Here is a 14,802-nt window from a genome sequence, read left to right as displayed (position 1 = left end):
CCCCAATCCCCACCCCGCATGCACCACGGCACAACGCCCTGGCGCCACATGCCGCAGCGCTGGCTGCTGCACGGCTGCGCGAGTGCGACGCTGCTAGAATGGCGGTCCCTTTCCATCCGCCGCGCCATCGCGGCCGCAGGAGCTAGTGAACATGGCAATCAAGGTCGGCATCAACGGATTCGGTCGCATCGGCCGCAACGTGCTGCGCTCTGCGGTGCAGAACTTCGCCAATGACATCGAGATCGTGGCCATCAATGACCTGCTCGAGCCCGATTACCTCGCCTACATGCTGCAGTACGACTCGGTGCATGGCCGCTTCAAGGCCGATGTGTCGGTCGACGGCAACACGCTGATCGTCAACGGCAACAAGATCCGCCTGACGCAGGAGCGCGACCCGGCCAACCTCAAGTGGGATGCGGTCGGTGCCGACGTGGTGATCGAGTCCACCGGCCTGTTCCTGACCAAGGAAACCGCGCAGAAGCACATCGACGCCGGCGCCAAGAAGGTGATCCTCTCGGCACCGTCCAAGGACGACACGCCGATGTTCGTGTTCGGCGTCAACGACAAGACCTACAACGGCGAAGCGATCGTCTCCAACGCCTCGTGCACCACCAACTGCCTGGCGCCGCTGGCCAAGGTGATCAACGACAAGTGGGGCATCAAGCGCGGCCTGATGACCACCGTGCACGCGGCCACCGCGACGCAGAAGACCGTGGACGGCCCGTCGAACAAGGATTGGCGCGGCGGGCGCGGCATCCTGGAGAACATCATTCCGTCCTCCACCGGTGCCGCCAAGGCCGTGGGCGTGGTGATTCCCGAGCTCAACAAGAAGCTGACCGGCATGAGCTTCCGCGTGCCGACCTCGGACGTGTCGGTGGTCGACCTCACTGTCGAGCTGGAAAAGCCGGCCACCTACGCCGAGATCTGTGCCGAAGTGAAGGCGCAGAGCGAAGGCGCCTTGAAGGGCGTGCTGGGTTACACCGAAGACAAGGTCGTGGCCACCGACTTCCGCGGCGAAACCTGCACCTCGGTGTTCGATGCCGACGCCGGCATCGCGCTGGATTCGACCTTCGTCAAGCTGGTGTCCTGGTACGACAACGAGTGGGGCTATTCCAACAAGTGCCTGGAAATGGTGCGGGTTGTCGCGAAGTAAACCTCGCGCCTAGGCGACGAGTGAAGGCCCCGGCATGCCGGGGCCTTTCGTTTTGTATGTGCCGGAACGTGACGTGTGCTGATGCCGTCACCGCGTCGTCGGCAGTACGGGAAGTGGACTTTGCGAGGCCCACGTGCGCTAATTTGCGGGCACGGCGGTCGTTCCCGTGTCGTGTACGAAGGATCGGGGAACTCCATGGATCGAGAGAACAAAACTCATGAGTAAATTTCTGGCGGGCGTATTGGCGCTCGGTGTGGTGATTGCGGTGTCGGCTCCGTCGACCACTTGGGCCGCGAAAAAGCAGACCGGTACGCCGGCCTGGATGAATGCCGATGGCGAGGTGATCAAGTCGGCCGATGTCGAGGCGGGCTATGGCGAAACGGTCAAGGGCATCAACGATTACGAAGGCGAGATCACCGGCAAGCCGGCGCCTGACAGCAAGTTCACCCAGCTGAAGATCGGCATGCCGATGAAGCAGGTCACCGACCTGATTGGTCAGCCGAACGATCAGGGCTCCTACGTGACCGGCAAGGCGTTCATCCCGTTCTTCTTCGGCGGCGACCGCTACCGGTATGAGATGGCCTACAAGGGCCAGGGGCGTCTGGTGTTCGCTGGCAAGTCGATGGACACCGGCGGCAACCTGATCTGGATCATCCATAACAAGAACGACAGCGGCTACCGCGAATGATGTTCAAACGCCCGGTTCTACCGGGCGTTTTTCTTGGGGGCATGTCGATGCATGTAGCCATTGCGTGCCGGTGCCCCTGGCGGCATCGTGTCGCTGCGCTTCAGCCAGTGACTGGCTGCCCAGACGCGTCCTGAGCCTGTATGGTTCGCGCATTCGGCCGGATGCCGACTCAGGGGTTACGCGTTGGAAACGATGATCGTGTCGGTGGTGCTGTTGCTGCTTGCGGTGCCGGTAGGGTTGGTGATCGCCCTGGTGTGGATCGCTGGCCTGCGGCGGCGCGTGGATGCGCTGGAACAGCGGCTTGCGCAATGGCAGGCCAGCGGCGCAGGCGGCGCGGACGCGGCGGCGGTGCACAGGCCAATGCAGTCGCCAGTCGGTACATGGGGGGCGCAGGAGGCGCCCGACCTCGGCCTGTCTGGGTCTGACGCCGCTGAGCGGCCTGCCGCCGCAGATGTGCACGCTGCGCCGTCGCCGGTCGCGCCGATGCCGAGACCGATGCCGCCATCATTGCCCGCACAGGCGCCCGCATCTGCTACGGCGCGCAGCGCAGTCCAAGCACCGCCCCTGGCCGCTGCACCTGCGGAATTCGAGCAGCAAGCGCACGACGTCCCGTCCGGACCAGGCCCGTTGGCGCGCGCGGCCAGCGCGGTGAAGCGCTGGTTCACCGAAGGCAACGTGCCGGTCAAGGTCGGCATGCTGGTGTTGCTGGCCGGCGTGGCGTCGCTGTTGAAGTACGCCAGCGACCAGGGCTGGATGCGCATGCCGATCGAGCTGCGGCTGGCCGGCATCAGTGTGTTGGCGCTCGCCGGCCTGGTCCTGGGCTGGAAGCAGCGGCTGCAGCGGCCCGGCTTTGCGTTGGCGTTGCAGGGCGGGGCCATCGGCGGATTGCTGCTGACGGTGTTTGCCGCGTTCAAGTTGTACGGGCTGCTCGGCGCAGGCCTGGCGATGGGCATCAGCGTGGTGCTGATTGCGGGCATGTGCGTGCTGGCGGTGGTGCAGGATTCGCGCACGCTGGCGGTGCTGGGGGTGCTGGCCGGCTTCCTTGCGCCGATCTGGCTGTCCACCGGCAGCGGCAATCATGTCGCGCTGTTTGCGTATTACGCGGTGCTCAACGCCGGCATCGTGGCGATCGCCTGGACGCGTCCGTGGCGGGTGCTGAACCTGCTCGGATTCGCCTTCACCTTCGGCATCGGCACGCTGTGGGGCGCGCTGCAATACACCCCGGCGAAATTTGCCACCACCGAGCCGTTCCTGCTGCTGTTCTTCGCCATGTATGTGGCGATTCCGGTCCTGCATGCGCGGCGTGGCGATGGCAGTGCGGGCAAGCTGATCGACGGCAGCTTGCTGTTCGGCACCCCGCTGGTGGCCTTCGCACTGCAGGCGCGCCTGCTGGATGGTGAACGCCTGCCGTTGGCGCTGTGCGCGTTGGCGGTGGCTGCGCTGTACGCGGGTCTGGCCAGCTGGTTGCTGCGGCGTGCCTCCACGCGTCTGCTGGGCCAGGCGCACGCGATGCTGGCGGTCGGTTTTGCCACCCTGGCCGTGCCGCTGGCACTGTCGGCGCGTGCCACCGCCAGCGTCTTTGCGCTGGAGGGTGCCGGTCTGCTGTGGCTGGGGCTGCGGCAACGGCGTCGGATCTCGCAGTTCAGCGGGGTGGCATTGCAGTTGCTGGCGGCGGTGGGTGTCGCCTTCGGCGTGGATGCCTGGCGTTACGACGCGGTGGCGGTGGTCAACGCCACCTGCATGAGCACCCTGCTGCTTGCACTGGCTGGCTGGGCCAGTGCCTGGTTCCTGCGCGATGCAGGGCAGCCGCGCCGCGCGCTGGTGGCGTATCTGTGGGGGCTGGGCTGGTGGACGCTGTGCGGCGTGCACGAGATCCTGCGCTTTGCCGGCGATCTGCGCAGCGAGCCGGATCTGCTGCTGGGTTTTGTCGCGCTCACCGTGTGGCTGGCCGCCGAGGTGCATCGGCGTCGCCCGGCAACGGCGCTGGTGTGGACGGCGATGGCCGGGCTGGCGCTGGCTGCGCCGTTGGCGCTGTGGCAATGCCATGCGCATACGCAACCGTTCGCGCATTGGGGGGCGCTGGCCTGGCTGGCGTTTGCCGTGGCAGGCACGCGCGCGCTGTGGTGCCTGCGCAGGCAGCACGGCGCAGGCGCCGTGGCCGCGCAGTTCATCTGGTGGCTGCTGTGGCCGTTGGTGGTGTCGCTGGGCGTGGCGTGGTTGGCCGATACGTACATGCTGGCAAATGGCTGGCGTTGCGCCTTGCTGGCCGCGCCCTGGTTGGGCGTGGCGGCAGTGGGCCTGTTGCGCTGGCCGTGGCTGGCGTGGCCGCAAGGCGCCGGCTTCGATCGGGCACGCAACCCGTTGCTGGGCTGTGTGTTCGCGGTGCTGGGCAGCGGTTGGCTGATCGTGCTGCTGGACCCGGTGAGCGCCGCGCCATTGCCGTGGCTGCCCTTGCTCAATCCGGCCGAGCTGGCGCAACTGGCGGTGCTGGCCCTGCTGGCGCGGTGGGCGTGGTCTGCGCAGGCGCCGTTGGTCGTGCAACGGTGGCGGGTGACCGCGCTGGGTGTCCTGGGCTGGGCCCTGGTCACCGGCAGCACCCTGCACAGCGTGCATCACTGGGGTGGCGTGGCATGGGACGCCGGGTTGATCGGCGCGACCCTGTCGCAGACCAGCCTGACCATCGTGTGGAGCGTGCTGGGCGTGCTGGGCTGGGTGATCGGCTCGCGGCGCGGTCAGCGTGGGCTGTGGCTGGGCGGTGCGTTGTTGATGGGCCTGGTGCTGGCCAAGCTGGTGCTGGTCGACCGCCAGCATCTGGGCAATCTGCTTGGCATCGGCTCGTTCATGGCCTATGGCCTGTTGTGCACCGTGGTGGGCTACCTGGCACCGGCGCCGCCGCGCCAGCCGGTGGCCGATGCGCAGGCCGTCGGAGACGATGGCGTCGACAAGGAACAGGCATGAAATCGAGGCAATGGGGATGGCTGCTGCTGGTGCCGCTGATGGCGCAGGCGGCCGATGTGCGCCAGGACTATCGGCAACAGTGGCCGCTGCAGGTGGCCGGCTCGGACGCCGGCCTGTATCAGCTGCGCTTGAACGCAGCGATCTATCGCAGCGCACAGGACGCAGGGCTGCGCGATGTCACGGTGATCGATGCGCGTGGCGAGGAGATGCCGGCCGCGCTCTTGCCGGTGGATGCCGCGCCGGCTGCCGCACCGCGTCGGCAACGCCTGCCCGTGTTTGCGTTGCCGGCCGGTGCAGCGCCTGCCAACGGCGACCTGCAGCTGATCGCCGAACGCGATGCCAGTGGCGCGGTGCGGCGGCTGGAAGGCCGTTTTGCCACCGGCGCCGCTGCAGGTGCCGGTGGCAGCTGGCTGATCGATGCCAGCGCATTGGGTGATCGTCCGCGTGCGCTGTGGCTGGACTGGGACGGCAACACGCCGGTGCAGGCGCGGCTGCGTGTGGAAGGCAGCGACGATCTGCGCGACTGGCGCGTGCTGGCCGCCGACGCCACCGTGATGGCGCTGGACAACCAGGCGCAGCGTCTGCAGCAACGCCGTATCGCGCTGGACGAGGGCGCGCGCTATCTGCGCATCGTGCCGGTGTCGGGCGCGCTGCCGGCCTTGCGCGCGGTCGATGCGGAACTGGACGGCGTCGCTGCGCCGCTGCAATCGCAGTGGCTGGAGTTGCCGGGCACCGCACAGGACAAGGCGGTGCTGTATGCCTTGCCCGGGCGCTTTCCGGTCACCCAGGTCGATGTCAGCGGCGGTCAGGCCGAGGCGGTCGAATGGATCGTGGAAAGCCGTGATGCCGATGACGCGCCGTGGCTGCGCCGCGCCGGGCCGTGGTTGGCGTATCGACTCGGTGCCGGCAACGCCGCCGCGTCCCCGCCGCAACAGCTGTCGGCCCCGGTGCGTGATCGCCAATGGCGCTTGCTCGCCGCACAAGGCCGCAGCACCGCGAGGCCGACGCTACGCGTGGGCTACCAGCCGGAGCGGATGATGTTCCTCGCCCAGGGGCAGCCGCCGTATGCCGTGGTCGCGGGCAGCGCGCGCGTGCAACGCGGAGACGCGCCACTGGCCTCGATGCTGCAGGCGCTGCGTCGCGAACGCGGCGCGCAGTGGCAACCGGCGCCTACCAGCATCGCCGCGCAGGCGCAGCCGCTGGCCGGCGATGCCGCACTGCAGCCGGCCGCCACGCCGCGCGACTGGAAGCGTTGGTTGCTATGGGGGCTGCTGATCGGCGGCGCCGTGCTGGTCGGTGGTTTCGCCGTGAGTCTGCTGCGCAGCCCGGCGGCCAATCGCAGCCCCTGACGACCCGCGCGCCGCACGGCGGTTTGCCGCTGCGGCGCGAAGGTCCGACAATGGGCATCCCCCGTCGCCAAGGCAGCCGCATTGCCCGTCGTCCTCGACCGACCATCCCCCGCATCGCCAGCCGTATGGGCGGCGATATGCGCGGCAGGCAAGCTGCAATCTCCGCGACCTGCACGCGGGCGCAACGCCAGCGTGCAACGGCTGCCCCACGCCATCCATCCGCGCAGCGCCCAGACATCGGCGCCACGTGTACCGGCTGCTTTTTCGATTCCCGAATCCCGATTCCCGAATCCCCATTCCCCAGACCTAGCGAGCTGACCCCATGTCCATCGTCCGCATGACCGACCTCGATCTCTCCGGCAAGCGCGTGCTGATCCGCCAGGATCTCAACGTGCCGATCGACAACGGCCAGATCACCTCCGAGCAGCGCATCACCGCGTCGGTGCCCACCATCCAGCTGGCGCTTGAAAAGGGCGCCGCGGTGATGGTCACCTCGCACCTGGGCCGCCCCAAGGAAGGCAGCTGGACCGAGGAGGATTCGCTGGCGCCGGTGGCTGCGCGCCTGACCGCGCTGCTGGGCGTGGACGTGCCGCTGGTGCGCGACTGGGTCGATGGCGTGGAGGTGGCGCCGGGTCAGGTGGTGCTGCTGGAAAACTGCCGCATGAACGTCGGCGAGGGCAAGGACGACGAAACCCTGGCGCGCAAGTACGCCGCGCTGTGCGATGTGTTCGTCATGGACGCCTTCGGCACCGCGCATCGCGCGCAGGCCTCCACCCATGGCGTGATCCGCTTCGCGCCGGTGGCTGCCGGCGGCCCGCTGTTGATGGCCGAACTCGATGCGCTGGCCAAGGCACTGGACAACCCGGCCAAGCCGCTGCTGGCGATCGTGGCCGGCAGCAAGGTGTCCACCAAGCTGGAGCTGCTGTCCAACCTGGTCAACAAGGTCGACCAGCTGATCGTCGGCGGCGGCATCGCCAACACCTTCATCGCCGCGGCCGGGCATGCGGTGGGCAAGTCCCTGAGCGAGCCGGACCTGATTCCCACCGCCAACCAGATCGTGGCCGATGCCAAGCTGCGCGGCGCGGAGATTCCGTTGCCGACCGACGTGGTCGTCGCCAAGCAGTTCCTGCCCGATGCCGAGGCGACGGTAAAGTCGCTCGATGCGGTGGAGGCCGACGATCTGATCCTGGACATCGGCCCGCAGACCGCCACGCGCTACGCCGAGCTGATCGCCAGTGCCGGCACCGTGGTGTGGAACGGGCCGGTCGGCGTGTTCGAGTTCGAGCCCTTCAGCCACGGCACCGAAACCCTGGCGCGTGCGATCGCCAGCTCCAAGGCGTTCTCGATCGCCGGTGGCGGCGACACCCTGGCCGCGGTGGACAAGTACGACATCGCCAAGGACGTCACCTACATCTCCACCGGCGGCGGCGCGTTCCTGGAATTCCTGGAAGGCAAGACCCTGCCGGCGGTGGCGGCGCTCGAGGCGCGCGGCAAGTGAGTACAGCCACGCTGTTCTTCGATCTGGACGGCACCCTGGTCGATTCGGAGCCGGGCATCGTCGGTAGCATCGTGCATGCCTTCGACGCGGTGGGCCAGCCGCGACCCTCGCCGCAAACCCTGCGCGCGTGGATCGGCCCGCCGCTGCGCGACAGCTTCACCGACTGTTTTCCCGATGATCCGGCGCTGGTGCAGCGCACACTGGCAGCGTATCGCCAGCGTTACGACGCGGTGGGCTGGACCGAACTGAGCGTGTTCGACGGTATCGGTGCAGTCGTCATGGACCTGCAGCGCGCCGGTCATCGCCTGGCGGTGGTGACCTCGAAGAACGAGCGTTACGCGCGCCGCATCGTCGAGCATCTGCCGTTCGGTGCGTGCTTCGAGAACGTGATCGGGGCCAGCGAAGACGGCGAGCGCCGTTTCAAGCCGGACCTGATTGCCGAAGCCTTGCGACGCCTGGACATTGCCAAGACCGGCTGCGTGATGATCGGCGACCGCCGGATGGATATCGATGGCGCCAACCATCACGGCATCCATAGCATCGGCGTGTTGTGGGGCTTCGGCGACGAAGCCGAGCTGCGGGGCGCAGGTGCGGGTGCGATCGCGCGCACCCCTGCCGAGTTGCGCGCCCTGATCGATGGGCAGGACTGACGGACCACGCAGCCGCGCACATTGCCAGGCGAGCGCGGCCGGCGCTCGCCCGGGCGTGGCCGCATGCGCAGGCGGCGAGGGGCGTGCAGCGTCGGCGCCCCGGCGTCCGCTCGCTGTCGTCTGCTGACCGCTGCGAACCGTGGGACCTTCACCGCTGCCGCGTTAGGGTGGCAGCCCACAGCAACAACCCGCCGCGCGCCCAGCGCGCTGCGGAAAGCGTACGTACTGTCCCGCACTGTCTACAGGACATGCCGGAATGCGAGGGTGGCTATGCCGCAATGCCATCCTCGGTAGGTGACGCGTGTGTTAAGTTTCGCGGCTTTTACAGGGAGGCCATCATGAAAGAACGTCAACGCCGCACCAAGATCCTTGCCACGCTCGGACCGGCGACGGATCCGCCCGGTGTGCTGGAGGCCTTGTTCAAGGCCGGCGTCAACGTGGTGCGCCTCAACTTCAGCCACGGCGACCCGTCCGGCCAGGCCAAGCGCGCTGCCGAAGTGCGCGCCGCGGCCGTCCGCGTCGGTGCCGAAGTCGGCATCCTGGCCGACCTGCCGGGTCCGAAGATCCGCGTCGAACGCTTTGCCGAAGGCAAGATCAAGCTGACCACCGGCGAGCGTTTCGACCTGGTGGCCGACCCCAATGCGCCCGCGGGCGACCAGCACCAGGTTGGCGTCAGCTACCTCGGCCTGCCGCAGGACGTGGCCGCCGGCGACGTGCTGCTGCTGGACGATGGCCTGGTGCAGCTGCAGGTGACCGAGGTGCAGGGTCAGCGCATCGTCACCACCGTGCTCAACGATGGCGTGCTGTCCGATCGCAAGGGCCTGAACAAGCAGGGCGGCGGCCTGTCGCTGGGCGCGCTGACCGAGCGCGACAAGGAGCTGATCGGCATCGTCGCCAAGATCGGCGTGGACTTCATCGCGGTGTCGTTCTGCCGCAACGCCGAGGACATGAACGATGCGCGCCGTATCGCGCGTCAGCACGGCTGCGATGCCGCGCTGGTGTCCAAGATCGAGCGCACCGAAGCGATCGAGAACCTTGTCGAGATCGTCGAAGCCTCCGACGTGGTGATGGTGGCGCGTGGCGATCTGGGCGTGGAAATCGGCGATGCCGAATTGCCGGGCCTGCAGAAGAAGATCATCCGCGAATCGCTGGCGCAGAACAAAGTGGTGATCACCGCCACGCAGATGCTGCAGTCGATGGTGGAAAGCCCGATCCCGACCCGCGCCGAAGTGCTGGACGTGGCCAATGCGGTCATCGACGGCACCGACGCGGTGATGCTCTCGGCCGAAACCGCGGCCGGCGCCTACCCGGTGCGTGCGGTGGAAGCGATGGCACGCATCTGTCTGGGTGCCGAGCGCCAGTTCGAGTTCGACACCGACTTCGAAGCGGCGCAACGTAATCTGCAGCGCGCCGACCAGGCGATCGCGATGGCGACCATGTTCCTGTCCGAACACATCGGTCTGGCCGGCGTGGTTGCGTTGACCGAGTCCGGCGGCACGCCGCGTTACCTGTCGCGCTTCCGTTCCAACATGCCGATCTACGCCTTCACCCGTCACGATGGCGCACGCCGCCACATGGCGATGATGCGTGGCGTGTTCCCGATCAGCTTCGACAGCCGCGGCCTGACCCCGCGCGAAGCCGCACGTGCGGCGATCCGCCTGCTGGTGGAGAACGAGCGCATGGGACCGGGCGACCGCGTGGTGTTCACCAGCGGCGAGCACATGGAAACCCATGGCGCCACCAACACGCTCCGCCTGCTGGAAGTGGGCGAGGACGGCCGCGCCAGCGGCCTGGGCGAGCTGTAACGCCTGGCCCTGAGCCGCGCGTGCGTCGCAGGTCGATGCACGCGCTGGCCCACCATCGTTGCCTGCAAATACAGCGGCGGCCTGCGGGTCGCCGTTGTGCTGTGCGGGACATGGTCTGCGGTGCGGGATGCGCCTGCAGGCGCGCATAGCGCGAGGCACGCGCATCACGCTGCGAGCAGCGCCACACATCCTGTCATGCCGCACATGTGTAATCGGTTGCAGACATTCCGTGAAGGAATGTGTACGACTTTCGTCGCTATACTTTCCTTCTCCCCCGCAGCTGCCACAGGAACTACATGAGCATCGAACAGCTTGCCGAAACCGCCCAGGCCATGGTCGCCCCGGGCAAGGGCATCATCGCCATCGACGAATCGACCAGCACGATCGCCAAGCGTTTTGCCAGCGTCGGCATCGAGAACATCGAAGAAAACCGTCGCGCCTATCGCGAACTGCTGCTGACCACGCCCAAGCTGAGCGACTACATCTCCGGCGCCATCCTGTTCGACGAGACCATCCGTCAGAAGACCAAGGACGGCGTGCCGTTCGCCGAGTACATGACCGCCCACGGTATCATCCCGGGCATCAAGGTCGACAAGGGTGCGCAGCCGCTGGCCGGCATGCCGGGCGAGCTGGTCACCGAAGGCCTGGACGGCCTGCGTGCGCGTCTGGAGGAGTACTACACGCTGGGCGCACGCTTCGCCAAGTGGCGTGCGGTCATCAACATCGGCGAAGACATCCCGTCCGGCACCTGCATCGAGGCCAACTCGCACGCGCTGGCGCGTTACGCCGCACTGTGTCAGGAGCAGGGCCTGGTGCCGATGGTCGAGCCGGAAGTGATCATGGACGGCAACCACGACATCGAGACCTGCTACGAAGTCACCGAAGCCACGCTGCGTTCGCTGTTTGGCGCACTGTATGAGCAGAATGTCGTGCTCGAAGGCACCATCCTGAAGGCCTCGATGGTCATCTCCGGCAAGGGCTGCGAAGAGCAGGCCAGCGTGGAGGAAGTGGCCGAGTCCACCGTGATGTGCCTGAAGTCGACCGTGCCGGCGATCCTGCCGGGCATCGTGTTCCTGTCTGGCGGCCAGACCGACGAGCAGTCCACCGCCCACCTCAACGAGATGCACCAGCTCGGCAACCTGCCGTGGCCGCTGAGCTTCTCGTATGGCCGTGCGATGCAGCAGGCTGCGCTGAAGCTGTGGGCCAAGGACATGACCGGCAACGTCGCCAAGGCGCAGCAGATCATCTATGAGCGCGCCAAGGAAAACGGCCTGGCCGCACTGGGCAAGTGGAAGGGGTGATCGCCGTGTCGGCCGCCTTGCGGGCGGATCGAACTTAGCAAAGAGAACGCCGGCAGCGATGCCGGCGTTCTTGTTTGCGTGGACCGCGCTGCGCCTGCGCAACTGCCCAAATGCAACGAGCGCCTCGCGGCGCTCGTCATCCCTACCTTCTGCATCGCGAGCGTCAGGCGGCAGCGGTTTCCTGCGCGGCCAGGGCTTGCTGGTAGGCCTTGAACGTCGCTTCGTTATAGGCCACCAGCACGATGTGCTTGGGCACCTTGTGCGAGCGCTGCCAGTCGCGGGTTTCGGTCACGGCGATGCGTGCGGCCTGGTACAGCGGATAGCCGTAAATCCCGCAGCTGATGGCCGGGAACGCAATCGAGTGCAGCATCATCTGCTCGGCCAGTTTCAACGATTGCCAGTAGCAGTTGGCCAGTTGTTCCGGCTCGTTGTGCTTGCCATCGCGCCAGACCGGGCCGACGGTATGAAAGACATGCCGCGCCTTGAGGTCGAACCCGTCGGTGATGCGGATTTCGCCGGTGGGGCAGCGCACGCCCGGACGCACCTGCGGCAATGCTTCGCAGGCCTGCAGCAGGCGCGGGCCGGCTGCGCGATGGATGGCGCCATCCACGCCGCCACCGCCCAGCAATGATTCGTTGGCGGCGTTGACGATGACGTCAACGTCGAGTTCGGTGATGTCGCCTTGCCAGACTTCGATCTTCATAGCGCGATAATTATGGGATTTGCATGAGGAACGCGTGATGGGGCGCGCGTCGCGGAACGGGCACGCTATCGCCCATTCATCTCACCCGCTGCGATTGCCGGAAAGGGCTGTGGCGGCTGCGCCAAGGGAGGCTTGAGAACAACCCGATGCGATCGATCGGCTCAATCGCCGACCGGCCGTATCACCGACGGTCGCGCACTTACGGCCGGCGCCGCACGCGCGCGCAACAGGCGCTGTAGTGGCGGCCGGATTCATTGCCCAGACGCGCTTCTTCAACGGAATCGCATACCGCAGAAGGCCAGGGGCGATGCCTGGGTGGACCCACAAGCAAACAGGCCGCGCTATGGGCGCGGCCTGTGCGTGCAAATCAACGACGTGATCGATCAAGGCAGACCAGCCAGCCAATCGTCGTCGGAACCTTCGTTGATGTCGGCAAACAGCGGCGTGGAGAAATAGCGCTCGCCGGTATCGGGCAGCATCGCCAGCACCACTGCGCCGGGCGCCGCGCCTTCGGCCACGCGCAATGCGGTGGCGACGGTGGCGCCGCCGGAGATGCCGGTGAAGATGCCTTCTTCGGCGGCCAGGCGGCGCGCCACGGTGATCGCGTCGGTGTCTTCCACGCTCAGCACCTTGTGGGCGACCTCGCGGTTGAGCACTTCCGGCACGAAGTCCGGGGTCCAGCCCTGGATCTTGTGCGGCTTCCAGTCCTGGCCCTGCAACAGCGCAGCGCCAGCCGGCTCGGTGGCGGTGATGCGCACTTCCGGGCGGGCCACGCGCAGCACTTCGCCCACGCCGGTGAGCGTGCCACCGGTGCCCCAGCCGGTGACGAAATGGTCCAGCCGGAGCCCGGCGAAGTCGCGCAGGATTTCCGCGGCGGTGGTGTTGCGGTGGTAGGCCGGATTGGCCGGGTTGGCGAACTGGCTGGCCAGGAACCAGCCATGCTGCTCGGCCAGTTCCCTGGCCTTGCGCACCATGCCGCTGCCGCGCTCGGCCGCCGGGGTCAGGATCACCTTGGCACCATAGGCGCGCATCAGCTTGCGGCGCTCGATGGAGAAGGTTTCCACCATCGTGGCGACGAACTTGTAGCCGCGCGCGGCGGCCACCATCGCCAGCGCCACGCCGGTATTGCCGGAGGTGGCCTCGACGATGGTGTCGCCGGGCTTGAGCAGGCCGCGCTGTTCGGCATCGAGGATGATCGCCAGCGCCAGGCGGTCCTTGACCGAGCCGCCCGGATTGAACGACTCGACCTTGACGTACAAGGTCACGTGTTCCGGAGCGAGGCGATGGAGTTTGACCACCGGGGTACGGCCGATGGTGTCGAGGATGTTGTCGTACAGGGCCATGGGGTCTCCGTCGGAATCAGGCTGCGTGGGCGAGTGTGGGCGCGTCGGGCGTTGCGATGGGTGAGTGCGGGGGCGGGGGCGCGTTCAACGGCGCGGCGCCGAACCAGTGCAGGCTGGCGGCCAGCCCGGCGACCTCGCCCAGGATCAGCAGGGCTGGCGCACGCACCGCGTGCTGCTGCGCGGTGGCGGCCAGGCCGGCGAGCGTGCCGGTGATCACGCGTTGCTGCGGGCGCGAGCCGTTTTCCACCAGCGCGAACGGAGTGGTCGGCGCGCGACCTGCCTGCAGCAGGCGCTGCTGGATGCTCTCCAGGCCGGCCACGCCCATGTAGAAGGCCAGGGTCTGGCGTTCCTGGCCAAGCGCCTGCCAGTCCAGTGTGTCCAGCGAATCCTTGCAGTGCGCGGTGATCAGCCGCAGCGATTGCGCATGGTCGCGATGGGTGAGCGGAATGCCGGCGTAGGCGGCGCAGGCGACCGCGGCGGTGATGCCGGGGATGACCTGGAAGCCGATGCCGTGCGCGCGCAGGAATTCCAGCTCTTCGCCGCCGCGGCCGAATACGAACGGGTCGCCGCCCTTCAGCCGCACCACGCGGCGCCCGGCGCGCGCGTGCTCGCGCATCAGTGCGTGGATCTGTTCCTGGCGCGTGCTGTGGCCCTGGGCGGCCTTGCCGACTTCCACGCGCAGGGCGTCGCGGCGGGCCAGTTGCAGGATCTGCGGGCTGACCAGGCGATCGTAGAGCAGCACATCGGCCTGGCGCAGCGCACGCAGGGCATGCCGGGTGAGCAGGCCGGGGTCGCCGGGGCCGGCACCGACCAGGGTCACGCTGCCGGGGGAAAGCTGGCCGACCCTGGTGTGGGGCGCCGGCGACCGCGCAGGTTGGGCGTCCGAAGCGGCGGGTGCGGCGTCGTGGGTGAGCAGGCGCCGCGCGCTGGCCGCGGCGTGCAGCGCGTCGTTGAGGTCGGGCGCAGTGCTGGCGGCGATGGTGAGCCAGACCGGTTGATCGGGCAGGTCCAGCCAGGCCGGCTCGAACCGTCCCACCAGCCAGCGCAGCCGCCCGGCCTGCGCCCAGGCGCGCAGCTGCGGGCTGAGTTCCGGTGCGCCCACCAGCGGCAGTGCGCCGGCCTGCAGCAACGCGGCGGTGGCGTGCTCGGCCTCGGCGCCGCCGCCGATCACCAGGACGGCACGGCCACGCAGGTCGGCAAGAAGCGGGAACACAGAGGGCACGGACAGCGCATCGAGAGGGGAGGGCCAGACCGTAACGCCGGCATATAGCCGTCGGAAATGACTTCATACACCCTGAAAATAGCGTTCGGTTATAAGCTGGCCTGCAGAACTCCTCTACAGTCGAGTTCCTCG

11 protein-coding genes are annotated in these 14,802 nt (G+C 67.7%); 8 read left to right on the top strand and 3 right to left on the bottom strand.

Translation table 11 applies throughout. The features are described 5' to 3' along the window. Positions 1 to 151 precede the first annotated feature (151 nt). From gap to EO141_RS12305, 8 genes are all read left to right on the top strand, one after another. Entirely contained in the window at positions 152 to 1,153 is a 1,002-nt protein-coding gene (gene gap / locus EO141_RS12345; protein ID WP_104648883.1) for a type I glyceraldehyde-3-phosphate dehydrogenase, read from the top strand. Between the two features lie 217 nt (positions 1,154 to 1,370). Continuing rightward, positions 1,371 to 1,841, top strand: coding sequence for a hypothetical protein (locus tag EO141_RS12340; protein ID WP_115677300.1), 471 nt, complete (start codon positions 1,371 to 1,373; stop codon positions 1,839 to 1,841). A gap of 183 nt (positions 1,842 to 2,024) precedes the next feature. After that, a complete protein-coding gene (locus EO141_RS12335) occupies positions 2,025 to 4,799 on the top strand; it encodes a DUF2339 domain-containing protein (protein ID WP_127169334.1) in 2,775 nt (924 codons plus the stop codon). After that, positions 4,796 to 6,148 (top strand): DUF3999 domain-containing protein, encoded by a 1,353-nt coding sequence (locus EO141_RS12330; protein ID WP_127169333.1) that lies wholly within the window; start codon positions 4,796 to 4,798, stop codon positions 6,146 to 6,148. Before EO141_RS12335 ends, EO141_RS12330 begins: the two co-directional genes overlap by 4 nt. Positions 6,149 to 6,470: 322 nt before the next feature. Then, positions 6,471 to 7,646, top strand: coding sequence for a phosphoglycerate kinase (locus EO141_RS12325; protein WP_104583698.1), 1,176 nt, complete (start codon positions 6,471 to 6,473; stop codon positions 7,644 to 7,646). Next, entirely contained in the window at positions 7,643 to 8,296 is a 654-nt protein-coding gene (locus tag EO141_RS12320; protein ID WP_127169332.1) for an HAD family hydrolase, read from the top strand. The genes EO141_RS12325 and EO141_RS12320 overlap by 4 nt, the downstream gene beginning before the upstream one ends. A gap of 338 nt (positions 8,297 to 8,634) precedes the next feature. After that, positions 8,635 to 10,101: a pyruvate kinase gene (gene pyk / locus EO141_RS12315; RefSeq protein WP_104583696.1), complete on the top strand. Its 1,467-nt coding sequence runs from the start codon at positions 8,635 to 8,637 to the stop codon at positions 10,099 to 10,101. A gap of 296 nt (positions 10,102 to 10,397) precedes the next feature. Continuing rightward, a complete protein-coding gene (locus EO141_RS12305) occupies positions 10,398 to 11,402 on the top strand; it encodes a class I fructose-bisphosphate aldolase (RefSeq protein WP_104583694.1) in 1,005 nt (334 codons plus the stop codon). A gap of 163 nt (positions 11,403 to 11,565) precedes the next feature. Here the strand turns inward: EO141_RS12305 and EO141_RS12300 are convergent, their stop codons facing one another. From EO141_RS12300 to cobA, 3 genes are all read right to left on the bottom strand, one after another. Continuing rightward, a complete protein-coding gene (locus tag EO141_RS12300) occupies positions 11,566 to 12,105 on the bottom strand; it encodes an O-acetyl-ADP-ribose deacetylase (protein ID WP_024938170.1) in 540 nt (179 codons plus the stop codon). Positions 12,106 to 12,488: 383 nt separating this feature from the next. Further along, positions 12,489 to 13,448: a cysteine synthase A gene (gene cysK, locus EO141_RS12295; RefSeq protein ID WP_127169331.1), complete on the bottom strand. Its 960-nt coding sequence runs from the start codon at positions 13,446 to 13,448 to the stop codon at positions 12,489 to 12,491. Between the two features lie 16 nt (positions 13,449 to 13,464). Then, positions 13,465 to 14,670, bottom strand: coding sequence for a uroporphyrinogen-III C-methyltransferase (gene cobA / locus EO141_RS12290; protein ID WP_127169330.1), 1,206 nt, complete (start codon positions 14,668 to 14,670; stop codon positions 13,465 to 13,467). Between the last annotated feature and the right edge of the window lie 132 nt (positions 14,671 to 14,802).

The organism is Xanthomonas sp. BRIP62415, assembly GCF_003993515.1.
Lineage (GTDB): Bacteria > Pseudomonadota > Gammaproteobacteria > Xanthomonadales > Xanthomonadaceae > Xanthomonas > Xanthomonas euroxanthea.
Note: the sequence above shows the minus strand (reverse complement) of the source record. Positions and strands in the feature narration are given on the sequence as shown.

Excerpts from the sequence above, each read along its gene's own strand:
- gap (WP_104648883.1), top strand. The coding sequence starts at position 152 with ATGGCAATCAAGGTCGGCATCAACGGATTCGGTCGCATCGGCCGCAAC.
- EO141_RS12340 (WP_115677300.1), top strand. The coding sequence starts at position 1,371 with ATGAGTAAATTTCTGGCGGGCGTATTGGCGCTCGGTGTGGTGATTGCG.
- EO141_RS12330 (WP_127169333.1), top strand. The coding sequence starts at position 4,796 with ATGAAATCGAGGCAATGGGGATGGCTGCTGCTGGTGCCGCTGATGGCG.
- EO141_RS12325 (WP_104583698.1), top strand. The coding sequence starts at position 6,471 with ATGTCCATCGTCCGCATGACCGACCTCGATCTCTCCGGCAAGCGCGTG.
- pyk (WP_104583696.1), top strand. The coding sequence starts at position 8,635 with ATGAAAGAACGTCAACGCCGCACCAAGATCCTTGCCACGCTCGGACCG.
- EO141_RS12305 (WP_104583694.1), top strand. The coding sequence starts at position 10,398 with ATGAGCATCGAACAGCTTGCCGAAACCGCCCAGGCCATGGTCGCCCCG.
- EO141_RS12300 (WP_024938170.1), bottom strand. The coding sequence starts at position 12,105 with ATGAAGATCGAAGTCTGGCAAGGCGACATCACCGAACTCGACGTTGAC.
- cysK (WP_127169331.1), bottom strand. The coding sequence starts at position 13,448 with ATGGCCCTGTACGACAACATCCTCGACACCATCGGCCGTACCCCGGTG.